This window comes from Ramlibacter tataouinensis TTB310, assembly GCF_000215705.1.
GTDB lineage: Bacteria > Pseudomonadota > Gammaproteobacteria > Burkholderiales > Burkholderiaceae_C > Ramlibacter > Ramlibacter tataouinensis.
Map to the genome: position 1 here is coordinate 570,001 of NC_015677.1, position 13,086 is coordinate 583,086.

General features: G+C 66.7%; 12 protein-coding genes and 2 rRNA genes (1 of these 14 only partly in view). 10 read left to right on the forward strand and 4 right to left on the reverse strand.

The genetic code is table 11. From position 1 onward, the window contains the following. Both RTA_RS02770 and rrf read left to right on the forward strand, forming a co-directional pair. Window positions 1–1,036 (forward strand): 23S ribosomal RNA (locus RTA_RS02770); it begins 1,839 nt to the left of the window's first position. Between the two features lie 134 nt (window positions 1,037–1,170). Further along, a 5S ribosomal RNA gene (gene rrf, locus RTA_RS02775) occupies window positions 1,171–1,283 on the forward strand. A 69-nt stretch (window positions 1,284–1,352) separates the two neighbouring features. Here the strand turns inward: rrf and RTA_RS02780 are convergent. Further along, window positions 1,353–3,038 carry an AMP-binding protein gene (locus RTA_RS02780; RefSeq protein ID WP_013899854.1) on the reverse strand — a complete coding sequence of 562 codons (1,686 nt, stop codon included), beginning with the start codon at window positions 3,036–3,038 and terminating at the stop codon, window positions 1,353–1,355. A gap of 131 nt (window positions 3,039–3,169) precedes the next feature. Between RTA_RS02780 and RTA_RS02785 the strand changes: the two genes are divergently transcribed. The 3 genes from RTA_RS02785 (at window position 3,170) to RTA_RS02795 (ending at window position 5,540) form a co-directional block, all read left to right on the forward strand. After that, entirely contained in the window at window positions 3,170–4,084 is a 915-nt protein-coding gene (locus tag RTA_RS02785; RefSeq protein WP_013899855.1) for an esterase/lipase family protein, read from the forward strand. Between the two features lie 98 nt (window positions 4,085–4,182). Then, window positions 4,183–4,812, forward strand: a complete 630-nt coding sequence (locus RTA_RS02790; RefSeq protein ID WP_013899856.1) for a helix-turn-helix transcriptional regulator — start codon at window positions 4,183–4,185, stop codon at window positions 4,810–4,812. A gap of 68 nt (window positions 4,813–4,880) precedes the next feature. Further along, window positions 4,881–5,540, forward strand: coding sequence for a Crp/Fnr family transcriptional regulator (locus RTA_RS02795; protein WP_013899857.1), 660 nt, complete (start codon window positions 4,881–4,883; stop codon window positions 5,538–5,540). Here RTA_RS02795 and RTA_RS02800 read toward each other — a convergent pair. From RTA_RS02800 to hppD, 3 genes are all read right to left on the reverse strand, one after another. Further along, window positions 5,512–6,096, reverse strand: coding sequence for an adenylate/guanylate cyclase domain-containing protein (locus tag RTA_RS02800; RefSeq protein ID WP_013899858.1), 585 nt, complete (start codon window positions 6,094–6,096; stop codon window positions 5,512–5,514). The genes RTA_RS02795 and RTA_RS02800 overlap by 29 nt on opposite strands. 108 nt (window positions 6,097–6,204) lie before the next feature. Beyond that, window positions 6,205–7,065 (reverse strand): phenylalanine 4-monooxygenase, encoded by an 861-nt coding sequence (phhA, locus tag RTA_RS02805; RefSeq protein ID WP_013899859.1) that lies wholly within the window; start codon window positions 7,063–7,065, stop codon window positions 6,205–6,207. Between the two features lie 13 nt (window positions 7,066–7,078). Further along, entirely contained in the window at window positions 7,079–8,224 is a 1,146-nt protein-coding gene (gene hppD / locus RTA_RS02810; RefSeq protein WP_013899860.1) for a 4-hydroxyphenylpyruvate dioxygenase, read from the reverse strand. A gap of 109 nt (window positions 8,225–8,333) precedes the next feature. Between hppD and RTA_RS02815 the strand changes: the two genes are divergently transcribed. From RTA_RS02815 to glyQ, 5 genes are all read left to right on the forward strand, one after another. Beyond that, window positions 8,334–8,816 carry an Lrp/AsnC family transcriptional regulator gene (locus RTA_RS02815; RefSeq protein ID WP_013899861.1) on the forward strand — a complete coding sequence of 161 codons (483 nt, stop codon included), beginning with the start codon at window positions 8,334–8,336 and terminating at the stop codon, window positions 8,814–8,816. A gap of 86 nt (window positions 8,817–8,902) precedes the next feature. Beyond that, the gene (locus RTA_RS02820; RefSeq protein WP_013899862.1) at window positions 8,903–9,556 is read left to right on the forward strand and encodes a GNAT family N-acetyltransferase; all 654 of its coding nucleotides are present in this window, start codon (window positions 8,903–8,905) and stop codon (window positions 9,554–9,556) included. 105 nt (window positions 9,557–9,661) lie between these two features. Next, complete coding sequence (locus RTA_RS02825; RefSeq protein WP_013899863.1) at window positions 9,662–10,552, forward strand: CorC family transporter; 891 nt, start codon at window positions 9,662–9,664, stop codon at window positions 10,550–10,552. After that, the gene (lnt, locus tag RTA_RS02830) at window positions 10,552–12,150 is read left to right on the forward strand and encodes an apolipoprotein N-acyltransferase (RefSeq protein ID WP_013899864.1); all 1,599 of its coding nucleotides are present in this window, start codon (window positions 10,552–10,554) and stop codon (window positions 12,148–12,150) included. The genes RTA_RS02825 and lnt overlap by 1 nt, the downstream gene beginning before the upstream one ends. Window positions 12,151–12,161: 11 nt before the next feature. Next, window positions 12,162–13,082 (forward strand): glycine--tRNA ligase subunit alpha, encoded by a 921-nt coding sequence (gene glyQ / locus RTA_RS02835; protein WP_013899865.1) that lies wholly within the window; start codon window positions 12,162–12,164, stop codon window positions 13,080–13,082. Window positions 13,083–13,086 lie beyond the last annotated feature (4 nt).

Here is a 13,086-nt window from a genome sequence, read left to right on the forward strand (position 1 = left end):
TGGGGTGCAAGCTCTTGATTGAAGTCCCAGTAAACGGCGGCCGTAACTATAACGGTCCTAAGGTAGCGAAATTCCTTGTCGGGTAAGTTCCGACCTGCACGAATGGCGTAACGATGGCCACACTGTCTCCTCCCGAGACTCAGCGAAGTTGAAATGTTTGTGATGATGCAATCTCCCCGCGGAAAGACGGAAAGACCCCATGAACCTTTACTGTAGCTTTGTATTGGACTTTGAACAGATCTGTGTAGGATAGGTGGGAGGCTTTGAAGCTTGGTCGCTAGATCAGGTGGAGCCAACGTTGAAATACCACCCTGGTGTGTTTGAGGTTCTAACCTAGGCCCGTAATCCGGGTCGGGGACAGTGCATGGTAGGCAGTTTGACTGGGGCGGTCTCCTCCCAAAGCGTAACGGAGGAGTTCGAAGGTACGCTAGTTACGGTCGGACATCGTGACGATAGTGCAATGGCATAAGCGTGCTTAACTGCGAGACTGACAAGTCGAGCAGATGCGAAAGCAGGACATAGTGATCCGGTGGTTCTGTATGGAAGGGCCATCGCTCAACGGATAAAAGGTACTCTGGGGATAACAGGCTGATACCGCCCAAGAGTTCATATCGACGGCGGTGTTTGGCACCTCGATGTCGGCTCATCTCATCCTGGGGCTGTAGCCGGTCCCAAGGGTATGGCTGTTCGCCATTTAAAGAGGTACGTGAGCTGGGTTTAAAACGTCGTGAGACAGTTTGGTCCCTATCTTCCGTGGGCGCTGCAGATTTGAGGAAGCCTGCTCCTAGTACGAGAGGACCGGAGTGGACGCACCTCTGGTGTACCTGTTGTCACGCCAGTGGCATCGCAGGGTAGCTATGTGCGGAAGAGATAACCGCTGAAAGCATCTAAGCGGGAAACTCGTTTCAAGATGAGATCTGCCGGGGCCTCGAGCCCCCTAAAGAGTCGTTCAAGACCAGGACGTTGATAGGTCGGGTGTGGAAGCGCAGCAATGCGTTAAGCTAACCGATACTAATTGCTCGTGCGGCTTGACCCTATAACTTTGATCCAATGCCGGAGGCATTCCCTCCGGTTGCTGATCAGGGTGTTATGCCAAGTGACGCATTCAAATAAGCTGATTTGCTCTATGAATTGGTTGTCTTGACCTAGTCAAGACGACGACAAGTTATGCCTGATGACCATAGCGAGGTGGTCCCACTCCTTCCCATCCCGAACAGGACAGTGAAACGCCTCTGCGCCGATGATAGTGCGGATTCCCGTGTGAAAGTAGGACATCGTCAGGCTCTTACAGCGGCAAAGGCCCAGCAGAAATGCTGGGCCTTTTGCTTTTGGGCAGCTGAATCCCGAGGTGCTTATTTCGTGCCCCGCAGCTCGCGCCGCAGGATCTTGCCCACGTTGGTCTTGGGCAGCTCGTCGCGGAATTCGATGTACTTGGGGATTTTGTAGCCCGTGAAGTTTTCCCGGCAGTACTTCGCCACGTCTTCCTCGGTGAGGATGGGGTCGTTCTTGACGATGAAAACCTTGATGGCCTCGCCCTGTTTTTCGTCCGGGACGCCGACCACGGCGCATTCGACGACGCCGGGGCAAAGGGAAATGACGTTCTCGAGCTCGTTGGGGAAGACGTTGAATCCGCTGACCAGGATCATGTCCTTCTTGCGATCGATGATCCTGGTGTAGCCGCGTTCGTCCATCACGCCGATGTCGCCGGTGCGCATGAAGCCGTCGGACGTGAAGGCGTTGGCGTTTTCCTGCGGCTGGTTGAAATAGCCCGACATCACGTTCGGACCACGGATGCAGATCTCGCCCGCTTCGCCCTGGGCCAGGCTGTTGCCCGCGTCGTCCTTGATGGCGATGTCGATGCCCGGCAGCGGGAGCCCTATCGACCCCGAGAACTCCCTGGTGGTCACCGGATTGTTGGTGCCGATCGCGCAGGTCTCGCTCATGCCCCAGCCTTCCACCATTGCGCAGCCCGTCACACGCTGCCACTGGCGCGCCGTTCCCTCGGAGGCCGCCATCCCACCAGCCTGCGACACGCACAGGTGAGAAAAGTCCACCGTCCTGAACTGCGGATGCTGAAGCAGCGCATTGAACAAGGTGTTCACCGCCGGCAGCAGGTGGAAGGGGCGCTTCTTGAGCACCTCGACGAACTTGCCGATGTCGCGGGGATTCGGGATCAGCGTCATGTGCGATCCCCAGCGGATCGCCAGCAAGGACAGCGTCAGCGCGTAGATGTGGTACAGCGGCAGGGCCGCGATGCCATTGGTCCGGCTCACGTCCCCGATGCGCTTGAGCGCCGGCGTGAACCAGGCTTCGGCCTGCAGGATCGCCGCCACGATGTTGCGATGCGTGAGCACCGCGCCCTTGGACAGCCCGGTCGTGCCGCCGGTGTACTGCAGGAAGGCCACCGAATCCAGCGTCTGGGCGCAGGGCCGCAGCTGCAAGCGCAGGCCCTGCGCCAGCACCCGTGAAAACGGCGTGACCTGCCGCCCCTCGGACAGCGGCAGCTTGTAGGCCGGCACCAGCTTGGCCAGGTGCCGGACCGCGAACGTGATCCATCGGCCGTACCAGAAGCCGAGCAGGTCCCCCATGCTCGCCACGACCACATGCCGCAGCGGCGTGCGCTGGATCACCTGCTCCAGCGTGTGCGCGAAATTCTCGAGGATGACGATCGCCGTGGCGCCCGAGTCCTTCAGCTGGTGCTCGAGCTCCCGCGGGGTGTACAAGGGATTGACGTTGACGCAGGTGAAGCCGGCGCGCAGCACGCCCGCCATCGTCACTGGAAACTGCGGGACGTTTGGCAGCATGATCGCCACCCGCGCGCCGGTCTCCAGCCCCTGGGCCTGCAACCAGGCGCCGATCGCGGCCGACCACTCGTCCAGGGCGCGATAACTCATCCACTGCTCCAGGCAGACCGAGAACGGACGCGAGGCGTTCTTTTTGAAGGACTCTTCCAGCAGGTGGGTGAACGAGCGGTATTGCTCGGGATGCACCTCGTGCGGCACGCCTTCGGGGTAGCTTCTGAGCCAGTATCTGTCCATTGCGTCTCCTTGCGCGCGATTGTGGGAGCAGAGCCGCCCGCTGCTCAGGGGGCTTGTCCTAGGATGGACTCCAGCCCGGTCACCGCAGGTGACAAGGTGGCGCCGAGTGGGCGCCGGGCGATACTCGCCTGATGCCCCGGCTCTCGATCCTCGCGCGTCTCCAGCAGTTCATCGTGGCCGGCCTGGTCCTCGCCGCAACCGGCTGGCTGGCTTGGCAATGGCCCCGTTCGCCTTGGCTAGCGATGCTGGGCGCCTGCGCCATCCTGTTCGTGCATGCAGGTTTCCTGGCTGCCGAATTCCTGCTGCTGCGCACCGTGGGCCGTGACGATGCGGTGCCCGTGCCCTCTTCCCGCGAGCTGTTGCGCGCCTGGTGGTGCGAGACCCGGATCGCCGTGGCGATCTTCGGCTGGCGACAGCCGTTCCGTTGGCGGGACGTGCCCGACCAGCTGCAGGGCCCCGGTGTGGCAGGCCGGCGCGGCATCGTGTTCATCCATGGTTTCGTGTGCAACCGCGGTTTCTGGCGGCCTTGGCTGGAGCGAGTGCGCGCCGACGGGCGGGCCTTCGTTGCCGTCAACCTGGAGCCGGTGTTCACTTCCATCGACGACTATGGCCCCATCGTCGAGCGCGCGGTGGCGGCGGTCACGCAAGCCACCGGCCGGCCGCCGGTGCTGGTGTGCCACAGCATGGGCGGCCTGGTGGCCCGCGCCTGGCTGCGCCACCGCCCGGCGCAGGCGCCGGGGGTCGCCCACGTGGTGACCATCGGCAGCCCGCACCGCGGCACCTGGCTTGCCCGCCTGAGCCAGGTGGCGAACGGACGCCAGATGCGGCTGGACAGCCCATGGGTCGCTGAACTGGGGCGTGCAGAGGCTGCACGGGACCGGGTGCCCTTCACCTGCTGGTACTCGCATTGCGACAACATCGTGTTCCCGCCCACCACCGCCACCCTGTCCGGCGCGGACAACCGCCTAGTGCACGGTGCGGGCCACGTGGACCTGGCCTTCGTGCCCAGGGTGATGGAGGAGTCGCTTCTCATCGCCCGCGAGTGAAATACCGCACAGGATTTGGCGGTTCTACTGCACTGACGCTGCGATGGGTCATTCCTAACCTTGCGCCATCACAAGAGAAGCTTCAGGGAGGGATAGGAATGGACATGGTCTTGGAGGGCGGCCGCACAGCCGCCATGCGCCCGTGGGAGGGTGGCGAGGAGCTGGCTCAACTGGTGGACGAGCTCGCGCACGGCATGCTGGTCGCCAGCTTGCAAGGACGGCTGTTGCACGCCAACCAGGCTGCGCTGCAGGAGCTGGCGCGTGGCCGCGTGATCACGGCCCGGCATGGCGCGCTGCAGGCCTGCGGCGCGGACAATGGCCGTGTGCTGGCCAACGCGCTTCGCCAGGCGGGCGGGGGCCGCCGCAGCCTGATCACCCTGTCCGGCCCCGACGCCGTGATCACCGTGGCCGTGGTGCCGCTTCGCCAGCCGCAAACGAGTGAACACTGCAGGGTGGCCCTGGTTTTCGCGCGGGCCAGCGTGTGCGATTCGCTCATGCTGTGCTTCTTTGCCCGCGGGCATGGGCTGACGCCGACCGAGGAGCTGGTGCTGGGCATCCTGTGCCAGGGGTTTTCCGCGCCGGACATCGCCCGGCAGATGCGGGTGGCCGTCTCCACCGTCCGCAGCCACGTGCGAAGCCTGTGCGCCAAGACGCGCTCCAGCGGCGTGCGCGAGCTGGTCAGCCGCGTCGCCGTGCTGCCACCCGTGGCATGCGCGCCCCTGCACTGAACCTCCCGGCGGGCGCGCGGGCGCCGTGCCCTGTCGTGCTAGAGTGTCCTGCGCAGGGAGAACCACGTATGAGCGCGCCGAGCCCGTCCACGGCCCGCGAGAGGCTGCTGGCCGCGGTCAGCACGCCGCTGCGCGCCCTGGCGTTGCGTGGCCAGCTGCGCAGCTACCGCAAGAACAGCGTCGTCATCCACGAAGGCGACCCGGGCGAAGCGCTGTTCGTGCTGCTGCACGGCAGCGTCAAGGCTTATGCCACGGACGAGAACGGCCGCGAGATCATCTACGGAACCATCCATGCCGGGGGCTACTTCGGCGAGATGTCGCTGGACGGCGGGCCGCGCTCGGCATCCGTCATGACGCTGGAGCCCTGCACATGCGCCGTGGTCCCGTGCGCCGCCGTGCGCGAGCACCTGACCCAGGAACCTGGATTCGCGCTGGACCTGGTGCTGCAGGTGATCCAGCGGGCCCGCGCCGCCACCGAGACGGCCCGTCAGATGGCGCTGCTGGACGTGTACGGCCGCGTGGCCGCCACGCTGGAAGGCCAGTGCGGCCCCGCCCGCACCGATGCGCCGGTGCTGCTCGCCCCCATCACCCACCAGGGCATCGCCAGCCGGGTCGGCGCGTCGCGCGAGATGGTCAGCCGTTTGCTCAAGGACCTGGAGCGGGGCGGCTATGTCGAACTGGGCGTCAAGCGCATCATGCTCAAGAAGAAGCTGCCGGCGCGCTGGTAGCGCTGCCCGGGGCCGAGACGCGGAAAAGGCGGATCGTGTTGCGCACGTGTTTGAGCCAGCATTCGCCCAGATCCTCCACATCGGCATGCAAGCCGGCGGTCAGCTGGTCCCGCAGGCCGGCGGACACGAGGAGCTGGTCGATGCCGGCGAGGCCGGCGATGCGAGCCGTCAGGTTGACCCCCGAGCCATAGATGTCGAACCTGTCACAGAGGTAATCGGTCACGTGGGCGCCCATGCGCAGGCACAGGTGGTGCGCCGCCTCCAGCGGCCGGTTGAGGTCCTGGGCCGCCTGCTGGATGCCGAAGGCGGCGCCCACGCATTGCCGCGCATCGCCGAATTCCAGCATCAAGCCGTCCCCCAGGCTCTTGACGATGCGCCCGCCGTGGACCGGCAGCACCTGCTGCTCGGTCTGCTCCACCAGCCGCCGCCAGCGCCTGACGAACCCGCCCTCGTCCTCCTCCATCAGCCGGACCGACTCCACCACGTCCATCACCATCAGCACGCCATGACGGCGGGCGAGGGACTCCAGGACGGAGGGAGGTTGGGCGGGCGGCATCGGGCTTGCAGCAAGGCGAAACGCCTCCTCATTGTGGAGGAGGCGTTTCGCCTTGTCTGCCCGATCCGGCCGAGAGCGGCCCGCGGCCGCAATGGCGTTGCCGCCTGACTACGCCGTGACGGCCTGCACGTCTTCCTCGTGGTCCAGCCGGGCGTCGGCCGCCAACGGCGGCAGGGTCCGCACCCGTTCGTACAGCGGCGTGAAATCGGGCGCCGTCTTGTCGAACAGTTCGCGGAAGCTGTCGATCACGAAGTAGGTGGACTGGTAGCTGTCGATCTTGTAGCGGGTGCGCATCACGCGCTCGATGTCCAGCGGCAGGCGCTGCGGCTCGCGGCTTTGCACCGCGTGCTGCAGTTCGCCCGGCGAGCTGAGGATGCCGGCGCCGTAGGCGCGCAGGCCGTCCTTCTGGCGGATCAGGCCGAACTCCACCGTGTACCAGTACAGACGGCTCAGCAGCTCGCAGGCGCCCAGCCCGTGCGCCTTGAGGCCGCCCTGGCCGTAGGCCTGCACGTGGTCGGCGAACACCGGATCGAACAGCAGCGGCACGTGGCCGAACAGGTCGTGGAAGATGTCCGGTTCGACGATGTAGTCGAACTCGGCCGGCGTGCGGATCCAGTCGGTCACCGGGAACCGGCGGTTGGCCAGCAGGGTGAAGAATGGCACCTCGGGGATCAGCCCCGGCACGCCGACGACCTCCCAGCGCGTGGCCTTGTACAGCCGCTCGTTGATCTCCTCGAAGCGCGGGATGCGGTCCTTGATGCCCAGCGACGGCAGGGCGGCGATGAACTCGTCGCAGGCGCGCCCCGGCAGCAGCGCGGCCTGGCGCTCGTACAGGCGCCGGTAGGTGTCATGGTCCGCGGGCGTGTAGCTGTCGTAGGCCTGGGCGCAGGTGTAGTCGGCGCCGGCGCGCGCGTAGTCGCCGCGTGGCGGCCGCTCGCTGGCGCCGTAGATCACGGGTTCGACGGCCATGCTTGCCTCCTTGTCAGGCCGGCTGCTTGGCGGGCAGCACGCCGCGGCGCATCTGGTCCAGCTCCATGGTCTCGAACAGGGCCTTGAAGTTGCCCTCGCCGAAACCCTCGTTGCCCTTGCGCTGGATGAACTCGAAGAAGATCGGGCCCAGCTGGTTCTCGCTGAAGATCTGCAGCAGCAGCTCGCCCGACTTGCCGTCCACCAGGATGTTGCGCTGCTGCAGGGCCGGGATGTCCTCCTGCAGGTCGGGGATGCGCCTGGGCAGCAGCTCGTAGTAGGTCTCGCTGGTGTTGAGCAGCTTGATGCCCGCCATCTGCAGCGCGTCCACCGTGTCGTACAGGTTGGTCGAGCCCATCGCGATGTGCTGGATGCCCTCGCCATGGTACTTGTCCAGGTACTCCTGGATCTGGCCGGCCTTGTCGTTGCCTTCCTCGTTGATCGGGATGCGGATCTTGCCGCAGGGGCTGGTCATGGCCTTGCTCTTGACGCCGGTGGCCTGGCCCTCGATGTCGAAATAGCGCACCTCGCGGAAGTTGAACAGCCGCTCGTAGAAGTCGGCCCATTCAGCCATGCGGCCGCGGTGCACGTTGTGGGTGAGGTGGTCGATGTAGGTCAGCCCGAAGCCCGCCGGCTCCAGCGCGCCGGCACCGCTCACGCCCGGCAGCGGCTCGAAGTCCACGTCGAAGAAGCCTATGTTGCCGATGTCGCCTTCCCTGGCGCCGTTCTTGCCGCGCCAGCGGTCCACCAGGTAGATCAGGCTGTCGCCGATGCCCTTGATGGCCGGGATGTTCAGCTCGCCCGGGCCGGCCTGGCCGGCATAGCCCCAGGCGCCCAGGGCCACGGCCCGCTCGTAGGCTGCCTTGGCGTCCTGCACCCGGAAGGCGATGGCGCAGATGCTGGGGCCATGCAGGCGCGCGAAGCGCTGCGCGAAGGAGTCGGGCTCGGCGTTGACGATGAAGTTGATGCCGCCCTGGCGGTACAGCGTCACGTTCTTGTGGCGGTGCCGGGCGATAGGCTTGAAGCCCATGCGTTCGAACAGCTGGCCCATGGCCTGCGGGTCGGGCGCGGCGTACTCGATGAACTCGAAACCGTCGGTGCCCATGGGGTTGTCCCAGGCAGCGGCTTGTCGTATGGCGGGTTGAGGCAGGGCGGCGTTCATCGCGAGTGTCTCCGAATCAGGCTGGAAGCTTGCACTGTAGGACTGCCGACCTTCAGGTTTTTGCTGTCTTTGCGCCTGATTGGGCATATAGGAGCAATAATCCTGCGCGATGAACGAAACCGCAGCACTCGACAAGCTCGACCGTGCCATCCTGCGCCGCCTGCAGGCTCATGGCCGCGAGACCTACGACGTGGTCGGCGAGCAGGTGGGCCTGTCGCCCAGCGCCGTGTTGCGGCGGGTCAAGCGGCTGGAGGAAGCGGGAGTGATCGACCGCTACGTGGCCCTGGTGCGGCCCGAAGCCGTGGGCCTGGGCCTGACCGCCTACATCAACGTGCGGCTGGAAAAGCATACCGAGAGCCACAAGCGCAACCCGATGGACGTGTTCCGCGCCAGCGTGCAGACCTGGCCCGAGGTGGTGGAATGCGCCGCCCTGACCGGCGACATGGACTACCTGCTGCGGGTGGTGGTGCAGGACATGGCGCATTACAGCCGCTTCATCATGGACACGCTGCTCAAGCACCCCAGCGTGCAGGATTGCAGGACCAGCTTCGTGCTGGATCGGGTGAAGGCCACCACCGCCGTTCCGCTCTAGCCACGGCACTAGGTAGTACTACCTGATTCACCACACTTGCCGGTTCTTTGGCTTGGCAACCTGGTGGAAACCCTTAAATTGGAGACATGTCCGCTCCGCCCGCCACCCGGCCGACCTCGCTGATCGTGCCCATCCGCTCGCTCGGGCCCGGTCACCGCGATCGCATTCGCACGCATCTGCTGGCGCTGGAGGGCGAGGATCGTTACCTGCGCTTCGGCTATGCCGCCAACGACGAGCAGATCAACCGCTACGTGGACGGCCTGGACTTCGAGCGCGACGAGATCTTCGGCATCTACAACCGCCGGCTGGAACTGATCGCCATGGCCCACCTGGCGTTCTCGCACGGTGCCCACGCCGGCACGGCCGAGTTTGGTGTCTCGGTGCTGCGCAAGGCGCGCGGCCGCGGCTACGGCAGCCGGCTGTTCGAGCGGGCCGTCATGCACGCGCGCAACGAAGGGGTGGATGTGCTCTACATCCACGCGCTGACCGAGAACACCGCCATGCTGCGCATCGCGGCCAAGGCCGGCGCCGTGCTGGAGCGCGAAGGCTCCGAGACCGAGGCGCACCTGCGCCTGCCGCCCGCCACGCTGGACAGCCGCGTCAGCGAGCTGGTGGAAGAGCAGCTGGCCCAGACCGACTACCGCCTCAAGGTGCAGGCCAAGGGCTGGGCCGACTTCCTCGCCGGGCTGCAGGAGGTGCGGCAGGGCGTGCGCGACAGCCGCGGCAAGTCCGGGCGCTGAAGCCGCTGCCGGGGCCCTGTGCCTCCCGCTTGCCCCTGAGCCAGGGCGACATTCGATTGGGCTATCCTATCGCTCCCCCATTACCGCACGTCCTGCCCCACGGCTGTGTCCGACCCGCACCCTGCGCGCGCTTCCCCGGAAAAGGAAGACAAGCGCACTTTCCTGCAAAAGCTCGCTGAATTCATCCACCCCGGGCCGGATTCCCGGGCCGAGCTGATCGAAACACTGGCCGATGCGGAGGACAACGACGTCATCGGCGCCGAATCCCGGGTGATGCTCGAGGGCGTCATCCGCATGGCGGACCTCACCGCCGGCGACGTGATGGTCGCCGCGCCGCGGATGGACGTCATCAACATCGACTCGCCCTACGACGAGATCCTCAACGTGGTGATCGACACCGCGCACTCGCGCTTCCCGGTGTACGAGGGCGACCGCGAGAACATCATCGGCATCCTGCTGGCCAAGGACCTGCTCAAGCTGCAGCGCGCGCCGGAGCTGAACATCCGGGCTTTGCTGCGGCCGGCCGCCTTCGTTCCGGAAAGCAAGGGCCTCAACGACCTGCTGCGCGAGTTCCGCGGCAACCGCAACCACCTGGCCGTGGTGATCGACGAGTTCGGCCGCATCGCCGGGCTGATCACCATCGAGGACGTGCTGGAACAGATCGTCGGGGAGATCGAGGACGAGTTCGACATCGCCGAGGACGAGGGCGACATCTTCGCCCTGGCCGACCGGACCTACCGGGTCAGCGGCGACACGGCCGTGGAGCGCGTGGCCGAGGCTTTCGGCGTCACGCTGGCGCCCAGCCAGGGCAGCGATGGCGAGCACAAGTTCGAGACCATCGGCGGCCTGGTCGCGCACGAGATGGGCCACGTGCCCAAGCGGGGCGAGTTCCTCACGCTGGCCGGCCTGAACTTCGTGGTGCTGCACACCAAGGGCGGCGCCGTGCGCTGGTTCAAGGTGGCGCCGGCCACCGAGACCGACGACAACACCGGTTGATGGCTCCCCCCCGAAGCGGCCTGCGGCCACCACTGGAATGGCGGCATCTGGGCCTGGCGGTCTTCGCGGGCCTGGCGCAGGCGGTGTCCATCGCGGCGCCCTGGAACGGGCAGCCGCTGTGGTGGCTGCAGATCCTCTCGCTGGCCATGCTGGCCGGCCTGCTGCAGCGCCAGCCTTCGTGGCGGCGTGCGGGCCTGGTGGGCTGGACGTTTGCCATCGCCTGGCTGGCCGGCACCTGGTGGTGGCTGTTCATCTCCATGCATGTGTACGGCGGGCTGGCGGCGCCGCTGGCCGTGGTCGCGGTGCTGGGGCTGGCCGCTTTCCTGGGCAGCTACTACGCCGCCGCCGGCGCGGCCTTCTGGGCCCTGGCCCGCGGAGGGACCGGCGCGGGCGCCATCGTGTTCGGCGCCCTCTGGCTGCTGGCGGAGCTGATGCGCGGCACCTGGTTCACCGGCTTTCCCTGGGGCGCCGGCGGCTATGCCCACGTGGACGGGCCGCTGGCCGCGCTCGCGCCCTGGGTGGGCGCATACGGCATCGCCTTTGTCGCGGCAGCCCTGGCGGCCGCGCTGGCCGGCCTGACGCTGCGCCCCGGCCGCGTCGCTGCCGCGGCGCTGGGTGCCGGCGCGCTGGCCCTGGTGGGCGCCGCCCACCTGCGGCCGCCTGCGGAGGGGACGGCGGCAGGCGCGCCGCTGTCGGTGGCCCTGCTCCAGGGCAACATCCCCCAGGACGAGAAATTCCAGGGCGGCACCGGCATCCCCGTGGCGCTGGACTGGTACGGCGCCCAGCTGCGGGACAGCCGCGCCAGCCTGGTGGTGGCGCCGGAGACTGCCATCCCGCTGCTGCCCGAGCAGCTCCCCGAGGGCTACCTGGGCGCGCTGGCGAAGGACGTGGTGGACGACGGGCGGGCGGCGCTGATCGGCATTCCCCTGGGCAATTTCCAGCAGGGCTACACCAACTCCGTCATCGGCCTGAAGCCCCAGGCCCCGGTCTACCGCTTCGACAAGCACCACCTGGTGCCCTTCGGCGAGTTCATCCCGCCGCTGTTCCGCTGGTTCACCGACCTGATGAACATCCCCCTGGGCGATTTCAATCGCGGCGCCGTCGGCCAGCCCTCGTTCGCGTGGCAGGGCCAGCGCCTGGCGCCCAACATCTGCTACGAGGACCTGTTCGGCGAGGAACTGGGTGCGCGCTTCGCCGACCCGGCGACCGCGCCCACCATCTTCGTCAACGTCAGCAACATCGCCTGGTTCGGCAACACGGTGGCCATCGACCAGCACCTGCAGATCAGCCGCATGCGCGCCCTGGAGTTCCGCCGGCCCGTGGTCCGGGCCACCAACACCGGCGCCACGGCCGTCATCGACCACCGGGGCGTGGTGACGCACCGGCTCCAACGCCACACCCGCGGCGTGCTCGGCGCGCAGGTGGAGGGCCGCCAGGGCCTGACGCCCTTTGCGCGATGGATCGCGGCGGCCGGGCTGTGGCCTTACTGGATGCTTGGTGTTGCTATTGTTTTGATAGCTTCCGGCGCCCGCCGGCTCCGGGCTGCGCCGCGGGAAATGCCGCTGCAACCGCGGCGGACGCAGGGCCGTGCCCCGTAAAATCGCGGGCCATGCTCACCTTCCAGCAAATCATCCTCAAGCTGCAGTCGTACTGGGACGCGCAGGGCTGCGCGCTGCTGCAGCCGTACGACATGGAGGTCGGCGCCGGCACCTCGCACACCGCCACCTTCCTGCGCGCGCTGGGGCCCGAGCCCTGGAAGGCCGCCTACGTGCAGCCCAGCCGCCGGCCCAAGGACGGCCGCTACGGCGAGAACCCCAACCGCCTGCAGCACTACTACCAGTACCAGGTGGTGCTCAAGCCCGCGCCGGCCAACATCCTGGAGCTGTACCTGGGGTCGCTGGAGGCGCTGGGGTTCGACCTGAAGAAGAACGACATCCGCTTCGTCGAGGACGACTGGGAGAACCCGACGCTGGGCGCCTGGGGCCTGGGCTGGGAGGTCTGGCTCAATGGCATGGAGGTCACGCAGTTCACCTACTTCCAGCAGGTCGGCGGCATCGACTGCAAGCCCATCACCGGCGAGATCACCTACGGCCTGGAGCGGCTGGCGATGTACCTGCAGGGCGTGGAGAACGTGTACGACCTGACCTGGACCCAGGGACCTGATGGAACGAAGTTGAGTTATGGCGACGTCTACCTGCAAAACGAGAAGGAGCAATCGGCCTACAACTTCGAGCACAGCGACGCCGAGTTCCTGTTCACCGCCTTCGCCGCCCACGAGCGCCAGGCCAAGCACCTGGTGGAGCGGCAGCTCGCGCTGCCGGCCTACGAGCAGGTGCTCAAGGCAGCGCACAGCTTCAACCTGCTGGACGCGCGGGGCGCCATCAGCGTGACCGAACGGGCGGCCTACATCGGGCGCATCCGCAACCTGGCCCGCAGCGTGGCCCAGAGCTACTACGACAGCCGCGAGCGGCTGGGCTTTCCCATGGCGCCCGCGGAGTGGGTGGCGCAGCTGCAGAAGAAGGCTGCCTGAGCAC

Excerpts from the sequence above, each read along its gene's own strand:
- RTA_RS02780 (WP_013899854.1), bottom strand. The coding sequence starts at position 3,038 with ATGGACAGATACTGGCTCAGAAGCTACCCCGAAGGCGTGCCGCACGAG.
- hppD (WP_013899860.1), bottom strand. The coding sequence starts at position 8,224 with ATGAACGCCGCCCTGCCTCAACCCGCCATACGACAAGCCGCTGCCTGG.
- RTA_RS02815 (WP_013899861.1), top strand. The coding sequence starts at position 8,334 with ATGAACGAAACCGCAGCACTCGACAAGCTCGACCGTGCCATCCTGCGC.
- RTA_RS02800 (WP_013899858.1), bottom strand. The coding sequence starts at position 6,096 with ATGCCGCCCGCCCAACCTCCCTCCGTCCTGGAGTCCCTCGCCCGCCGT.
- lnt (WP_013899864.1), top strand. The coding sequence starts at position 10,552 with ATGGCTCCCCCCCGAAGCGGCCTGCGGCCACCACTGGAATGGCGGCAT.
- RTA_RS02785 (WP_013899855.1), top strand. The coding sequence starts at position 3,170 with ATGCCCCGGCTCTCGATCCTCGCGCGTCTCCAGCAGTTCATCGTGGCC.
- RTA_RS02790 (WP_013899856.1), top strand. The coding sequence starts at position 4,183 with ATGGACATGGTCTTGGAGGGCGGCCGCACAGCCGCCATGCGCCCGTGG.
- phhA (WP_013899859.1), bottom strand. The coding sequence starts at position 7,065 with ATGGCCGTCGAACCCGTGATCTACGGCGCCAGCGAGCGGCCGCCACGC.
- RTA_RS02820 (WP_013899862.1), top strand. The coding sequence starts at position 8,903 with ATGTCCGCTCCGCCCGCCACCCGGCCGACCTCGCTGATCGTGCCCATC.
- RTA_RS02795 (WP_013899857.1), top strand. The coding sequence starts at position 4,881 with ATGAGCGCGCCGAGCCCGTCCACGGCCCGCGAGAGGCTGCTGGCCGCG.
- glyQ (WP_013899865.1), top strand. The coding sequence starts at position 12,162 with ATGCTCACCTTCCAGCAAATCATCCTCAAGCTGCAGTCGTACTGGGAC.